General features: G+C 58.8%; 13 protein-coding genes. 5 read left to right on the top strand and 8 right to left on the bottom strand.

The genetic code is table 11. The annotated features are described in order from the left end of the window. Positions 1–19: 19 nt before the first annotated feature. A complete protein-coding gene (locus AAEZ10_RS02800) occupies positions 20–2,494 on the bottom strand; it encodes a UvrD-helicase domain-containing protein (RefSeq protein WP_350567510.1) in 2,475 nt (824 codons plus the stop codon). Between the two features lie 257 nt (positions 2,495–2,751). Here AAEZ10_RS02800 and AAEZ10_RS02795 point away from each other — a divergent pair, with 257 nt between their 5' ends. Continuing rightward, positions 2,752–3,447, top strand: coding sequence for a pirin family protein (locus tag AAEZ10_RS02795; RefSeq protein WP_323168218.1), 696 nt, complete (start codon positions 2,752–2,754; stop codon positions 3,445–3,447). A 54-nt stretch (positions 3,448–3,501) separates the two neighbouring features. Here AAEZ10_RS02795 and pgm read toward each other — a convergent pair whose 3' ends face one another. From pgm to AAEZ10_RS02775, 4 genes are all read right to left on the bottom strand, one after another. After that, positions 3,502–5,148: a phosphoglucomutase (alpha-D-glucose-1,6-bisphosphate-dependent) gene (gene pgm, locus AAEZ10_RS02790; protein WP_350567507.1), complete on the bottom strand. Its 1,647-nt coding sequence runs from the start codon at positions 5,146–5,148 to the stop codon at positions 3,502–3,504. Between the two features lie 108 nt (positions 5,149–5,256). Further along, entirely contained in the window at positions 5,257–6,657 is a 1,401-nt protein-coding gene (locus tag AAEZ10_RS02785) for an aminotransferase-like domain-containing protein (protein WP_350567504.1), read from the bottom strand. 49 nt (positions 6,658–6,706) lie between these two features. Then, positions 6,707–8,173 carry a hypothetical protein gene (locus tag AAEZ10_RS02780; RefSeq protein ID WP_350567501.1) on the bottom strand — a complete coding sequence of 489 codons (1,467 nt, stop codon included), beginning with the start codon at positions 8,171–8,173 and terminating at the stop codon, positions 6,707–6,709. Between the two features lie 550 nt (positions 8,174–8,723). After that, positions 8,724–9,746 carry a zinc-dependent alcohol dehydrogenase family protein gene (locus tag AAEZ10_RS02775; RefSeq protein ID WP_016774849.1) on the bottom strand — a complete coding sequence of 341 codons (1,023 nt, stop codon included), beginning with the start codon at positions 9,744–9,746 and terminating at the stop codon, positions 8,724–8,726. A gap of 270 nt (positions 9,747–10,016) precedes the next feature. Here AAEZ10_RS02775 and AAEZ10_RS02770 point away from each other — a divergent pair, with 270 nt between their 5' ends. The 3 genes from AAEZ10_RS02770 to AAEZ10_RS02760 all read left to right on the top strand — a co-directional run bounded on the left by AAEZ10_RS02770 (position 10,017) and on the right by AAEZ10_RS02760 (position 11,748). After that, positions 10,017–10,931 carry a LysR family transcriptional regulator gene (locus AAEZ10_RS02770; RefSeq protein ID WP_016774850.1) on the top strand — a complete coding sequence of 305 codons (915 nt, stop codon included), beginning with the start codon at positions 10,017–10,019 and terminating at the stop codon, positions 10,929–10,931. Between the two features lie 143 nt (positions 10,932–11,074). Next, positions 11,075–11,365, top strand: a complete 291-nt coding sequence (locus AAEZ10_RS02765) for a type II toxin-antitoxin system ParD family antitoxin (protein ID WP_071172546.1) — start codon at positions 11,075–11,077, stop codon at positions 11,363–11,365. Between the two features lie 2 nt (positions 11,366–11,367). After that, entirely contained in the window at positions 11,368–11,748 is a 381-nt protein-coding gene (locus AAEZ10_RS02760) for a type II toxin-antitoxin system RelE/ParE family toxin (protein ID WP_071172547.1), read from the top strand. A 78-nt stretch (positions 11,749–11,826) separates the two neighbouring features. On the opposite strand, the gene AAEZ10_RS02755 is transcribed toward AAEZ10_RS02760, so the two are convergent. The 3 genes from AAEZ10_RS02755 to gcvA form a co-directional block, all read right to left on the bottom strand. Continuing rightward, positions 11,827–12,588: a glucose 1-dehydrogenase gene (locus AAEZ10_RS02755; protein ID WP_350567496.1), complete on the bottom strand. Its 762-nt coding sequence runs from the start codon at positions 12,586–12,588 to the stop codon at positions 11,827–11,829. Positions 12,589–12,617: 29 nt separating this feature from the next. Then, positions 12,618–13,445, bottom strand: a complete 828-nt coding sequence (locus tag AAEZ10_RS02750; protein WP_350567493.1) for an EamA family transporter — start codon at positions 13,443–13,445, stop codon at positions 12,618–12,620. A 75-nt stretch (positions 13,446–13,520) separates the two neighbouring features. Then, entirely contained in the window at positions 13,521–14,426 is a 906-nt protein-coding gene (gcvA, locus tag AAEZ10_RS02745) for a transcriptional regulator GcvA (RefSeq protein WP_350567490.1), read from the bottom strand. Positions 14,427–14,736: 310 nt separating this feature from the next. Between gcvA and AAEZ10_RS02740 the strand changes: the two genes are divergently transcribed. Further along, positions 14,737–15,189: a DUF805 domain-containing protein gene (locus AAEZ10_RS02740; protein ID WP_071172551.1), complete on the top strand. Its 453-nt coding sequence runs from the start codon at positions 14,737–14,739 to the stop codon at positions 15,187–15,189. Positions 15,190–15,447 lie beyond the last annotated feature (258 nt).

Raw genomic sequence — 15,447 nt, 5'->3', positions numbered from 1 at the left:
GATGCGGGCTTTTTATTGGTCAGGCGCTGGCCTTTTCGCGTCGATGGTCGACGAAGAAGGGCTTACCCTTGGCGACTCGATCCGACGCCCTCGGCATGTTTACCGCTTGGGTTTCCTGCGGCTCGACGTACCAATAGCAATGGCTGACGGCGCGCGTGATACCGACGTAGGCAAGGCGCAGGATTTCGTCCTTTTGCGCAGTGTCGTACGGCTCGCTGTCGCCGGTTTTACCCAATCCCGCCATGCGATAGACCTGATTCTTGTACGGAGAACTGGTCAGATGCTGGCAATCACCCAGCAGGAATACTGCATCAGCCTGCAAGCCTTTGGCGCTGTGATAGGTCAGTTGCTTCAGCCGCCGCGCGTCGTAGGGCAAGCTCGAATCTACATTAAGTACAGGCTGAATATGCTCCTCTATCAACAACTTATCGCTGCTTTTTCGATAAAGCATCAAGATTGAATCGCCGCGCCGATAATGCTCGGCCAGGCGCTGACCCAATGCTTCATCATCCCGCTCAAGCACATTGACCGGGTGAAGCGGCTTGGGCTCACCACTGGCCTTGGCCTTCTTGCCTGCGATTGCCGGCGCTGCACGGACAATGTGTTCGGCGGCGTCGATGATGTGCTGATGGCTGCGATAGTTGTCACTGAGCATCACTCTTGTGGTGCTCGGTGAAGGAAATTCCTTGTTGAACTCCATGAAGTAGCTCGGTGAACTGCCGCGCCAACCGTAAATCGACTGCCAGTCATCGCCAACACACAATAGCGACGAACGCTGCGCCCCTCGCCCAATGTGCATGGCCGGGCCACGGCTGCGGATTTCATTGAGGCTGGCACGAATCCACGAAACGATCTGCGGCGATACGTCCTGGAACTCATCGATCATCAAATGCGCCATAGGCCGCAGCAACTCATCGCTGAGCAGCTTGAGGTTTTCCGGCGAGTGCTCGCTGAACAGCGCGAACATGCGGTTGTAGGTCATCACTGGCGGTTTCTGATCCAGCAGATGATCTTCAAATGCGCGCCAGAACAGGCTCAGGGCTTCAAAGAAAAAGCGATCGGGATCGTCCTTGGCGAAGCTCATCCGACTGACCGCGTCCGGCACATCCAGGCCGAGGTTTTCGATAAAGCCTGCTGCGGCGACAAAACAATCCAGCAATGGCGCGGATGCCAGCTCGCCTTTGACCTTGTAATCAAAGCCGGGACCGGCGCTGGCATCTCCGGCCAACGTCGCAAGAACGCGCCTGGATGACTCGTAACTATCCAGCCATATCAATGGCTTACGGCAGAAAGCTTGAAACAGGGTGCGCTTGACCGCCCACTCTGCACGGACACTCAGCTTGGCGTTGGGTCGGGTCAGCTGGGCGTTTTCCCTCGCATCAAAGCCGAGCACCACCCAGGCATCTAGGCTGGGAATATAGCCATGAGCGTGGAACTTCGAGCCATTGATTTCGAAGGCCTGCCGATTCGGCTCGATGCCTTTAATGGGCCACGCCCCTGCACGAAACCATAAATCTTCAATCACATCGCAGAGCTCTTCATCGCGCTTGGCCGCCAGTTCGGTGACCGCCATGCGTTTCTGCACATCAGGATGATCGCGCTCCAGTTCCTTCAACTGTAATCCGGCACGGGACAGCGGCTGGATCAACTGGCGGAAACGCTCATCGTCGTTGAACAGGCGGTGATAACAAGCATTAAGTTGCTGGCGCTGCGCGTCATTGATGCGCAGGTCAAACGGATTGCTGTCGACCTCCTCCGCGCCGCTTTGCGGGCGATCGCTGAGGTTCTCGAAGGCCTGCAAACGCTCGAAACCCGGCAGGCTGCGCACCATCGGCAGGATGCGTGAGTGGAAGGTTCTGACCAGCTCGCGGGCCTGCTTGAGGTTCAGCGGCTGCCCCCACAGCGTGAAGATTTCGATCAGTTTGTTGATGAAGTCCTTGCGCGATTCGCGGGTGAAGGTCACCACGGTCATCGAATCCAGCTCAAAACCCAGATAATGGCTGAGCAACAGAATGCGCAGCACCAGCGTGGTCGATTTGCCGGCGCCGGCACCGGCCACCACCGAGGTGGACGGCGTATCGCTGAAGATCATCTTCCACTGCGCAGCGCTGGGCTGGGCGTGGGCCGGAAGCAAACGGGCGACGTCAGCCTTGATGCGCTTCTTCAGTTCCGCCGTCAGCGGCAGGCGCCAGTCATCGAACAGGTTGTTATCGACGCTGGGCGGCCGATGCTCGGTGTTGCGGCTGTCGCGAATCAGCAGCACCTGGCGGCCTTCCTCCAAACCCTCAAGCTTGCCCTCCTTGAAACCGTATTCGACGCCAGCGGTGTGGCCACTGCGAAATCCGTCGGCTTGCCCGTGCAGCCACGACGCCCGGTGCTGGGCGCGCAGCTTGGTCAACCCGTGACCAAAGAATCGCGCGGCCAGGCGTTTGAACCAGGGCATCTCGGCCAGTGGACGAAGTTCAGGGGGAAGATCGGGGGTGTGTTGCGCCACGCTGACGGACTCCAGGGTGTGAGGCTGTGGCGGCTATGGTGTCTGGATTTGCCGTCCAGTTCTAGCGAAATGCTTACAGGTCATCGGTTTAGGCGACGAATTGAAAGTCGGATGAGACGATTTCGAGGCGCATTCCCATCAAACAAACTGATCATGATGCGGCAGTTTTTGCGCTTTTTATCGATGATTGCCTGATAGATGATCGTCGTCATCACCCACGGGGCCCGCCCCCTGACGACCCTTATTAGGAGACGATCATGCTTGAACTCAGACCCTTCAGCTCGCTGGGCGGCGCCCATCATGGCTGGCTGGACGCGCATCACCACTTTTCCTTTGCCGAATACTACGATCCGCAGCGGATGAGCTGGGGCAACTTGCGCGTGTGGAACGACGACATCATTGCCGCAGGTACCGGTTTCCCGCAGCATCCGCACCGCGACATGGAAATCATCACTTACGTCCGAGAAGGTGCCATCACGCATCAGGACAATCTGGGCAACAAGGGCCGCACCGAAGCCGGCGACGTACAAGTGATGAGCGCCGGCACCGGCATCGCTCACAGCGAGTACAACCTGGAGGACAAGGAAACCAAGATCTTCCAGATCTGGATTCTGCCGACTGAAACCGGTTCGCCGCCGTCGTGGGGCGCCAAGCCGTTTCCCAAAGGCGAGCGCGAGGGTTTTGTGACGCTAGCGAGCGGCAAGGACGGCGACGATGAGAGCCTGCACATTCGTGCCAATGCGCGTCTGGTGGCGGCGAACATCAAGGCTGGTGAAACAGCCGAATACCGGCTCGACGAAGGGCGTCGCGCCTATCTGGTTCCGGCCACTGGCGTGATCGAGGTCAATGGCTTGCGTGCCCAAGCGCGCGATGGCGTTGCGGTGGCCCATGAGCAATTGCTGACGGTCACGGCGATCGAAGACAGCGAGATCGTACTGGTCGACCTGGCTTGATCTGCAGGCAATAAAAAAGGGCAACCATTACGGTTGCCCTTTTTCATGTGCGCATCACTTAGTGGAAATAGCGCCATCCACCAACGTTTGCGCTTCGGCCACCAGTTGCTTGAGGTGGTCATCGCCGAGGAAGCTTTCGGCGTAGATCTTGTAGATGTCCTCAGTGCCCGACGGACGCGCGGCGAACCAGCCGTTTTCGGTCATGACTTTCAGACCGCCGATGGCCTGATCGTTGCCCGGTGCATGGCTGAGGATGCTCTGGATCTTCTCGCCTGCCAGCTCGGTCGAGGTGACCTGTTCCGGCGCCAGCTTGCTCAGCAGTGCCTTCTGCTCAGGGTTGGCCTTGGCGTCGACACGTACCGAGAACGGCTCGCCCAGTTCGTCGGTCAGCGCGCGGTAGGCCTGGCTTGGATCGCGCCCGGTGCGCGCCGTTATTTCGGCGGCGAGCAAGGCTGGAATCAGGCCATCCTTGTCGGTGCTCCATACGCCGCCGTCCTTGCGCAAGAACGACGCGCCAGCACTCTCTTCACCGCCAAAACCCAGCGAGCCATCGAACAGGCCATCGGCGAACCATTTGAAACCGACCGGCACTTCGTACAGGCGACGGCCCAGGCGCTTGGCCACGCGGTCGATCAAACCGCTGCTCACCACGGTTTTGCCGACAGCGGCATCAGCGCGCCATTGCGGACGGTTCTGGAACAGGTAGTCGATGGATACCGCCAGATAATTGTTCGGCGCGAGCAAACCACCAGACGGCGTGACGATACCGTGGCGGTCGTGGTCCGGATCGCAGGCGAATGCCACGTCGAAACGTTCTTTCAGGCCGATCAGGCCCTGCATTGCGTGGCTGGACGACGGGTCCATGCGGATCTGACCGTCCCAGTCGACGGTCATGAAACGGAAGGTTGAATCGACCTGTTTATTCACCACTTCCAGGTCGAGACGGTAGTGTTCGGCGATGGCCGACCAGTAGCGCACCCCTGCTCCGCCCAACGGATCGACACCCAGACGCAGCTTGGCATCGCGGATGGCGTCAAAGTCGATGACGTTGATCAGGTCGGCGACATAGGTGTTCAAGTAATCGTGACGATGGGTCGTGCTGGCCTTGAGCGCTTGCTCGTAGCTGATGCGTTTGACCCCGGCCAGTTTGTTCACCAGCAGCTCGTTGGCCTTGGCTTCGATCCACTTGGTGATGTGGGTATCGGCCGGGCCACCGTTGGTTGGGTTGTATTTGTAGCCACCGCTCTGTGGCGGGTTGTGCGACGGCGTGATGACGATACCGTCCGCCAGGCCGGAGGTGCGACCGCGGTTGTAGCAGAGAATGGCGTGAGAAACTGCCGGGGTCGGCGTGTACTCATCGCCTTCGGCGATCATCACGGTGACGCCGTTGGCGGCGAGGACTTCCAGCGCGCTGGCGCCGGCCGGGGTCGACAATGCATGGGTGTCGATGCCGACGAACAGCGGGCCGGTGATGCCCTGGGCTTCGCGATACAGGCAGATCGCTTGGCTGATGGCCAGAACATGCCATTCGTTGAAACTCAAATCGAACGAACTGCCGCGGTGGCCGGAGGTGCCGAACGCCACTCGCTGGGTAGAAATCGATGCATCAGGCTGGCCGGTGTAATAGGCCGTAACCAGTCGCGGGATGTCGACCAACAGTTCTGCCGGTGCCGGTTTGCCCGCAAAAGGACTGAGTGTCATGCAAAAACCTCTGAAATCGGAGTGGTTCAGGAAATGCAGCGCAGTTTACTGGCAGTTTGACCACTGTGCGACGGGATGTATCCGAAACTCGCCCGATGTTTTTTAACGTTATTGACCGGGTGACAAGCGCAAGGCATCGCCGAGCAAGCCGATGACACTCGGCAGATCCCGCTCGCCGTGGTGCAACGCGCTTATCCGCAGATGATCCGCATGCAGACCTTGCAGGCTGAACAGCTCGCCGGGGGCCACGATGATCTGTTGCTTGAGCAGGCGACGGAATACATTCGCCATGTCGACCGGCCGTAACGAACGCACCCACACCGTCGCCCCGCCCTGCGGCTCGACGATCTGCAGCGTATCGCCCAAACGTTCGTGCAGAACCTGGATCAACACGGCTCGCCGCTCACCCAGCATTCGCCGCAGCACAGATAAGTGCTGATCAAGCCGCCCGCCATTCAACAACCGGGCAATCGCCTTTTGGCGGATCGGCGACAAGCGAAATGCGCGCAGCAGAAAATGGCGTTGCAGCGCCTCACGCCAGTGACGCGACAGGACAAAGCCGAATGGCGCTTCAGCGCCGATGAATTTCTCGAAAGTGGAAAACACCAGCAGACGCTCAGGATCAAGCCAACTGCGCAAACGCTGTGAATCATTGCGCTCGTCAAGCTCGCTGTAGCAGTCGTTTTCCAGCACCCAGACGCCATGTTGATTGAGCAACTGCGCGGCGGCCTGCTGACGCTCATGGGTGAAACCCTTGCCGTGGGGCATGCTCAACACTGAAGACAAAAGAACCAGACGTACTGGCTCGTTCTCCAGCAGCGATTGCAGTACCGACAGGTCAAGCACGCCTTCGGCCAGCAATGGCCATTCGATCACGCGCACCCCGCACGACTCGAGCAGGCGCAATATCACCCAGTCGCACGGTGATTCGACAATCACGCTGGCCTGACGCAATTCAAGCACCGAAATCAGAATTTCCAGGACCCCGCGCAGATCAGCACCGATGTAGATGTCATCGGCATGCCAGAAATGCTCTGTCGAACTCGTGTACCGCGCTGCCAGGGCAACCCGCAATTCCAGCTCTCCGCAAGGTTGCACGAATGTCTGTAGCTGACGTGGATATTGGCGCAGAAGCTCACGTTCCAACGTCAATAACGGACTGTCCAGCGGTTGCAGCGAGGCCGGTTCGTCGGCGCTCAACACACACATTCCGGGACGTCTGGCGTTGACGTACACGGTCTCCAGCAGATCATTGCCGTTGCCGGGCGCTTCCATGCTGAACAGCGCTTGCGCGTAATACCCTGACTTGGCTATCGAATAGACTCGACCTTCCTTCTCCAGAAGCGAATAGGCGTACTGCACCGTTGAAATGGAGACATTCAGTCGATCCGCCAGTTGTCGCAAGGAAGGCATGCGTACCGCCGCACCACCTCCGGCGTCATCAATCAGCGTGGTCAGATATCGATAAACTGCCTGATAAACAAAGTCGTTGTCCCGCGCGCTTTTCACACCCTCATTTCCGTAGATATCGGTTCACAACCCAGGCTCCGGCTCACCGTCAGCGTTCCGTCGACCGCTCGAATGACGAGGCCGAACCCGCCTGATCCTCAGACGCGTTCTCCGAGGCTAATTGCCTGGGCGCATGAATCTGCACAGGGCCTGTTGCATAGAGGCGGATCACCAATCTGACCGGCAACCCGCTCACTTCCGTTATCCACTTCAAAACCTGCTCCGGCGCGTGCAAGCCTTGCATGGCGCGGTGCAGGTCAGGCATGGCGACCAGCATGCCGGGATGACAGTTGCGCAGGAAGCGTTCGAGACCTTTGCCGTTGTCGATGAACGGCGCAAACAGCAGGCACACCAGCTGCGTTTCGCTCAATCCGAAACCATTGGTGAGGTAATCCTCGGCAAGCATCCGCAGTTGTTCTGGCCCGCCGGCGTTGTCGTAGCTGGCCAGCAAGTGCTCGCAGACGGTTTCGGCAACCTGCTTTCGCCGCATGTCGGCCAGCGTGTGCCGGACGTAATCGTCGATGCCCGCCTCATAGGCGCGCCCCTCGATGAAGCGTGCGTACAATCCTCGCACGTGCGCCGAGATCAGAGGGTCAGCGAATACCGCTTCGCCCTGGTACAGCGCCAGGTCGTCAGGTTCATAACCGAGAAATTCGCCCAGCAGCGGCCAGCGATCCTCGATTTTGCCGACCATCATGTCGTTGATGTCGATAAAACTGGTGCGCCGGCAGGCTTCGAATTCACCTTCCGGCCGCCATACGGTCCGGTCATCATCAGCACGCAGTTCCCGGTAAAAGTCATCACCGAGCTCGTCGAGCAGCGGAAAAAGCGTTTCGAATCCGGCATTGACCAAGCCTGGAGCCGGTATTGCCACTCGCTGCATTGCACGGTTCAGGCCTTCGAGGAAATGCAGCTGACTGCCTTTAGTTTCAGTGCTGATCATGGCGTCGACACCATTGTTCCAGCGGGCGATCTGGCTGTAGTACTCGGCCGTCGCCAGATAGGCGTCATCCCATAATTCAGGCGTTTCCAGCCAGGTGCGACAGTGCCCGACCAGCAGCAGATTGACGCGGCTGGCCTCACGCCCTTCGCTGCTCACAGGCGTGCGATGGTCGAACGGCAGCACTTCGCGATTATCGACCATCAGCACCTCGACCCGCGGATCGTCATAAAGAAACAGTGCGCTGTAGCTGCGATGCAGGTTTTGCAGGGCGAGCGGGCTGTCGCCACTCCAGCGCAGGGAAGCCACGCGCAACTGGAAGGTCGCCGGAGCACGTCCGGCGATGGTCAGCTGTGCGGCCCGGAGCAAGGCCAGGGTGTAGCAGCCGTCACGCAGGCCGGACTGAGGCACCAGCACCTTGAATTGCCCAATGTTTTCCATGCCGCCTGCCGCCACCACCAGGCGCTGTATCAACAACTGCAATGCCGTGCGCTCGGCTCGGGAAAAGAAACTCAGCAGACGCTGCAATACTTGCTGATAGACATAGTTCATTGCCTGATCATGGATCGTGCTCATCGGTATTTACCCGGTATCAAAAGTTTCATGCCGCGCAAACATGACAATGGGCGCACGGCAATTGGATCAATAAGTAATAGACGCTGAAATGCTAACACTTACAAAGTTGTAGTTATTTGAAACACTTCACCTGAATAAAGCCATCCAGATGCCAAGCGTCACGCTAAACCACCCGTATTCATTGGGCTTTCGCCATTCGCAAATGATCTGAGGAAACTTCCCACAACGTCCCACGACAAATCATTACAAGAAAAGGAGAAGCAACTTCCGAAACGCCCTACAGCAATTAAACAGAAATTGGCGAAGCCAGCCGAGCCAGCCATTTGATATTGCCTTGGACAAATTGAATGCACAGCCATAGCTCATTCCTTGAGATGAAAGTAATCATTCAATTATCAGTGCTTATAGTGTGATTAGAAGATACAGATCGAAGGCAAAAACCAGTTCAGTTGCTGAAGGGTCGATGCTTCGATATCGGGAAGGGTTTACTGACAGCGGAGGATCTAAACAGAAAAGAGTCCGTGACGGCCACGGACTCTGATGAGCGGATTTACGCGGTTTCCACTTGCAGGGCCACTCGCTCGCGGCATGGGCATTCGTCCATGTAGCGATGCGCTTCGACGAACTCGTTGAACGCGAATACACGCGTCTTGAGCGGCAGGAGCACGCGGTCAGCGGTCAACTGGTTGATGTCACGCAGAGCACGCTGCAGAGCGACGTGGTCCTGGACAATGCCCAGCTCCGGCTTGCCGGTGAAGTTGCCGATGCAATGCACGAAGAACTGGATGTTCTTCTGAAACGCCGCACACGCCGGGAACGGGGTCTGGTTACCACCTTGCAAGCCGTACAGCACCAGACTGCCGCGTGGCGCCAGCACATCGCCAAGCAACGACATTTGCGGGCCGCCAAGACCATCGAACACCACATCGACGCCGCGGTTGTCGGTGATCTTGTTGATGCGCATCAACAGATCTTCCTCTTCGGTGACGATGACCTTCTCCGCACCGAGGGACAGCAGGTACTCACGCTCCTCCGCCGATTTGGTCGCGGCGATCACTCGCACACCCAGCGCTTTGCCCAATTGCACAAACGACGGCCCGGCGCAGTGGCTGGCGTCAGTCACCAGCGCAAATTGACCAGGTTTGACCCGCGCCAGATCGGCATAAGCGAAGTAGGCGATCAGCAGCGGCGTGTAATGCACACTCGCTTCGATCGGGCTGAGCACATCGGGATAACGGGTCAGCGCGGTGCGCGGCAGAACGATCGACTCGCCGTAAACCGGATAGTCGTTCGGGCTTTCCGCTGGAAAGCTGGCCACTTTGTCGCCGACGGACAGGTCGTCGACATCAGCGCCCACCGCAGTGACCACGCCAGCCATTTCATGACCGAGGCCCGAAGGCAGACGTGCCTGGGATGACGCCAGATTCTGGCGCCACAGGGTGTCGTACCAACTGATGCCGATTGCCTCGACACGCACCTGCACTTCGCCAGGACCTGGCTGAGCAGCCGCATGCTCTTCGCATTTGAGCACCTCGGCCGGACCAAACTTGTGAAAACGGATCGTGCGGGACATCGCAAACCTCGTCAAAGTAACCTCTAATGCCATGAACTCTATCTGGGCTTTGGACCCAAGACCATCAGTGGCTATTAATAGTCGACATGCCTGTCATTGATTCCGCATCAAGGGCGGCATTGGCAAAATCCATGAAAAAAGGCCTGCCACCGTCGCAGTAAAGCTGAATTTTCCGGTGCAGAGTACCAGCCTTTCCCCGTAAGATTCATGCCGGCCATTGTTCTCATATGGTCGCCCTCGTCAAGTTTGATGACTCTGCCAGGACTCCAGATGAATCGTAATGACCTGCGTCGTGTCGACCTGAACCTGCTGATCGTGTTCGAAACATTGATGCACGAACGCAGTGTGACTCGGGCCGCGGAAAAATTGTTCCTCGGCCAACCGGCTATCAGTGCGGCCTTGTCGCGCCTGCGCAGCCTGTTTGACGATCCCTTGTTTGTCCGCACCGGCCGCAGCATGGAACCGTCCGCCCGCGCGGTGGAAATCTTCGCCCTGCTCTCGCCCGCCCTTGATTCGATCTCGACTGCCGTCAGTCGCGCCGCCGATTTCGATCCGGCGACCAGCACGTCGGTGTTCCGCATTGGATTATCCGACGACGTCGAATTCGCCCTGCTGCCCATGCTGCTCAAGCGCCTGCGCGCCGAAGCACCGGGCATCGTCCTCGTCGTGCGTCGGGTCAACTACATCTTGATGCCGGGCCTGCTGGCCTCCGGCGAGATTTCCATCGGCGTCAGCTACACCACCGACCTGCCCGCCAACGCCAAGCGCAAGGTCCTGCGCCGCAGCGCACCGAAGCTGCTGCGCGCCGACACCGTGCCGGGGCCGTTGAGCCTCGACGACTATTGCGCCCGACCGCACGCACTGGTGTCGTTCGCTGGCGACCTCAGTGGTTTTGTCGATGAAGAACTGGAAAAACTCGGACGCAAACGGCACGTGGTGCTGGCGGTGCCACAGTTCAACGGACTCGGCACGCTGCTGGCGGGCACCGATATCGTCGCGACCGTGCCGGATTACACGGCTGAGGCACTGACGGCAGCTGGCGGTCTGCGTGCTGAGGATCCGCCACTGCCGACGCGGACATTTGAATTGCACATGGCCTGGCGTGGGTCGCAGGATAACGACCCGGGAGAGCGGTGGTTGAGGTCGCGGATTCAGATGTTTTTCGGGGATCCGGATAGTCTTTAGGTATCGTCGGCTAGGGTGCTTTATCGGAAGTGCCGTAGAACGCACCCCGTCGGAATCAGATCCCGATTCAATATCCGGGCGGGCAAATTGGCATAATATGCCAATGTTCGTAAGTACCGGTTTGGCCAGCACTGGAGATAATTATGGCGACCCGAAACGTAGTGCTCACTCCTCACCAGGAACAGGTTATTCATGACCTTGTCCAGTCAGGCCGGTATCAGAATGCCAGTGAGGTAATGCGCGAAGGCTTGCGGCTGTTGGAGCAGCGCGTCGCCGAAGATACCGCAAAAATCGAGGCACTGCGTCAGGCGACCTCGATCGGCATCATGGATCTTGAGCGTGGGCGTTTTACTCAGGTGAACGAAGGGGATCTGGAACATTACCTTGAAGGCTTGAGCCAAGAGGCTTCCCTCCCCGCGCGCGAGAAACACTGAGGATGCCGCGATATCGGATTTCCAACCCCGCGCGCGCCGACATTGTCGACATACTCAGACTCTCGCATACCCAGTTCGGCGACCAGGCCCGCCAGCGCTACCAAGCGCTGATCCTTGCAGCGCTCCAAGCGCTGGCCGACAAGCCTTATCGCATTGGCAGCCATGACCGCGATGAGCTTGCACCAGGCCTCCGCAGCTATCACCTCATCTATTCGCGCCAGCAGGCGAAACCCACTCATGGAACGGTCAAGAGCCCGCGCCATATCGTGTTCTATCGCGTGGCAAATGACGACGTGATCGAGGTCGTCAGACTCCTTCATGACGCCATGGAAGCGCATTTGCACTTGCCTGCGGCTGATCAACCACCTGACCCCATGACCTGACTGGCCAAGAACAGGAAGATCAGGCGCCCCCTCTGAATCTCGACCCTGAAAGCCCTTTAGCCTCTTTCCCGACCCGAATCACTTGCCGCCAGTCACATCCAGAAAAGTACCCGTGACAAACGAGGCCTCCGCGCTGGCCAGCCACAAGATGGCCCGCGCCACCTCTTCCGGCTGACCGCCCCGCCCCATCGGGATCGACTCCTTCACGCGATCCACCCGCCCCGGTTCGCCGCCGCTGGCGTGCATGTCGGTATAGATGTGCCCCGGGCGAATGCAGTTGACCCTGATCCCTTCCCGCGCGACTTCCTTGGCAAAGCCGATCGTGAAGGTTTCCAGTGCGCCTTTCGACGCTGCGTAGTCGACGTATTCATTCGGGCTGCCCAAGCGCGCCGAGGCAGAAGAAACGTTGATCACCGCGCCGCCTGTGCCGCCGTGCCGGTAAGCCATTCGCTTCACCGCCTGCTGCGCGCACAGTATCGGCCCCAGAGCATTGACCGCGAAGATGCGCTGCATGCGTTCGAAGCTCAGGTCCTCCATGCGTGACTGTTTTGCCAGAATGCCAGCGTTATTGACCAGCACGTCGATACGCCCGAATGAACGATCGATAGCCGAGAACAGCGCAGCAACCTGCTCGGGGTCAGCACTGTCAGCACGCACCGCGAGGCCTTTGCGTCCCAATTCTTCGATATCCGCCACCACCTCAAGAGCGGCGGACTCGTTGGCGACGTAGCTGATGGCGACGTCGTAGCCTTGCGCGGCAGCGAGTCGGGCGGTGGCGGCGCCGACTCCGCGACTGCCGCCGGTGATCAGAATCAGCGGGGCCTGCGAAACGTTATCCATGCGACGTTCTCCTGAGCAGTTGGGCTGTGTCAGCCGATAATGATGGCGCCGCTGGCGATGACCACGCACGCCAGCATCCTGCGGACGGTGAGCTTTTCACCGAGGAACAAATAGCCGAGCAATGCGGCAAACAACACGCTGGTTTCGCGCAAGGCCGACACCGCACCCAGTGGCGCTTCGTTCATGGCGTAGATAACGATTGCGTAGGCCAGCAACGAGACCAGTCCGCCGACCACAGCGGCGAGCATGCCGGGCCGCACGGAAAACAGACTGCGAGCATCGCGCAGGCCGATATACACCAGCGGCATCAGCACGCCCCACAGGGCGCTCATCCAAACCGTGTAAGCCAGCGGCGCCCCCGACAGTCTGGCGCCAATGCCATCGACCACGCTGTAGGCGGCGATGAAACAACCGGTGCCCAGCGCATACGGCAGGCTCGGCACCGACAGGCTGCGCCCGCGAAAGGCCAGGGAAATGATTCCGCCGGATACCAGACCGATGCCGAGCAGCTCAGCGGGAGTAATGGTTTCGCCGGCAAACAGCGCGGCGCCGAGGGTGATCAGCGCCGGTGACGAGCCGCGGGAAATCGGATAGATCTGCCCTAGATCGCCGACCCGATAGCTGCGCACCAGGAACAGGTTGTAGCCGACATGCAGCAGTGCCGAGAGCAGCGCGTAACCCCAGCTCTCAGGTGCAGGCGGGGCCATGAAAAAGGCGGCGATGGCGCAGACGATGGCGATGGCCACGCACATCATCGTCATCGACCAGAGCCGATCGGCACCGCCGCGCAGCAGCGCGTTCCAGCTTGCGTGCAGGAGCGCGGCGAACAGAACGAGGAGTACGAGATGGATTGGCATGCGGCATTTTAGTCATCGCTGCAGCCCACATTACAGAGAAGTCTCTTCATCCAGTCATGAGCAATACCTCATGACTCAGTGCTGCGCGCCCTGCACTTTCAACGCCTCACTGAGCAACCACTCGCGAAATTTGAGGATATGCGGCTGGGCTTCGATGCCTTTGGGACAGACGAAATAATAAGCAAGCGGCGAAGTGAACGGCACATCGAACAGCCTCAGCAAGCGGCCGTCGCCGATTTCATTTTCGACATGCCCGCTGCGCACCAGCGCCACACCCTGGCCGAGCAATGCAGCTTCGACAGTCATGTTGGTGTCGCCAAACCTTACGCTTTCGCGCAGCGGCGAAAATGCCAGCCCGACGGACTCAAACCACACCTCCCATTTCGGCGCCAACTCGGCGCCGTCGCGAATCAGCAACGGCAACTGCAGCAAATCGGAGGGAGCGCCCGGCATGCCGACACGCTGCAGCATCTCGGGACTGGCCACGGGAAACACCTGCTCACCAAACAGGAACTCTGAATACAGACCGGGGTAGTTGCCCTTGCCCAAGCGGATTGCGACGTCGGCTTCGCCGCTGGCGAAATGGATGATCGTGTCCGTGGTATCCAGCGACACCAACAGCTCCGGGTGCAGGCGCGACAGATTCGGCAAGCGTGGCAGCAGCCACTTCAAGGCAAACGAATAAGTGGTGCTGACGGTCAGGCGAACCCTGTCCTTTTGCTCGCGCAGATCCTCCAGCGTTGCTTCTAGGCTCATGAAAAACTCGCGCACGATCGGCGCCAGCGTCGCCCCCGCTGTTGTAAGGCGTAACGCCTTGCCGCGCTCGAACAATTGCAAGCCCCAAAGTTCTTCAAGGTGCCGGAGCTGATGACTGACGGCGCTTTGGGTTACGTGCAGTTCTTGAGCGGCAGCCGTGAACGTCGGGTGCCGGGTGGCCACTTCGAAAGCCCGCAGGGTCGCGGTCGGGGGCAGGTTGCGCATATATGAGAGTCCCGGGGATGGCAGAAGCTGACGGCATGAATATCAGCTCATGTTAGAGCGAAATGCGTTCGCATGCCTCTGGCCCCAAGTGCATTTGGTGACGATCGGGTTTGGGTTTAGCCGCAGACCCACAAATCGTAAGCCGAGAGCCGATGACAAACCTTATGGTAACGATTAGATTACCGCCGCCCCGCCAATGGAGAGTCGGGCATTCAGTCTCTGCTCTCGTTGGCGACGACATCTGCACCAACGAAAACACCGGGATGTATCTGTCCCGTCTTTCGACTGACCATTTTTTAGGGAAAAAAACATGAGCCTGGTTTTCTGCCGTGGTTGCGCCAAGGAAATAAGTACTCTGGCATTGGCATGCCCCCAATGCGGCGCACCTCAAGCGCCACTGCATTCCATTGCCAGTGGCCCCGTCATGGCGAGCGGCAACCCATACGTGGAGGCACTGAAGAAATATGCCGTGTTTACCGGACGCGCCACGCGCCGTGAATACTGGATGTTTTTTCTGATCAACATGGGCATCGCTATTGTCATGAGCGTTTTTGACGCCATGCTCAAGACCGGTGGCGCCTTGCAGAGCCTGTACAACCTGGCAATGCTGTTGCCAAGCCTCGCCGTTGGTGTACGACGCATGCACGACACTGACCGCAGCGGCTGGTGGATTCTGCTGCCCATCGTCAACATCGTGTTTCTGGCGCAAGACAGCCAGCCTGGTCCCAATCGCTTCGGTGCCAACCGCAAAGGCTTCAACTGATCAATAGCCGCCATCGCGGATCGAAACGGCCTTCATGGCCGTTTCTTTATATATGGCTCCCTTCTCACAAAGGCCTTGCTCGATCATTGCTCGTCACGCAAGACAGATTTGCGAGAAAACACATTGTTAGCCCCCTAACGAAAGGTGCATGCTAGAGGGCTGCCTCGGCGCTTATATCATTCCGAATGATAGTTACCTTTGCTTCATTCGATTCGTGCCATCACACCCGCGCCGAGCATCATCCGCCCATCTTCAATA

This window comes from Pseudomonas sp. H26/SER47-MNA-CIBAN-0231, from assembly GCF_040310465.1.
Classification (GTDB): Bacteria; Pseudomonadota; Gammaproteobacteria; order Pseudomonadales; family Pseudomonadaceae; genus Aquipseudomonas; species Aquipseudomonas atacamensis.
This window is presented reverse-complemented; position numbering and strand designations above follow the sequence as displayed.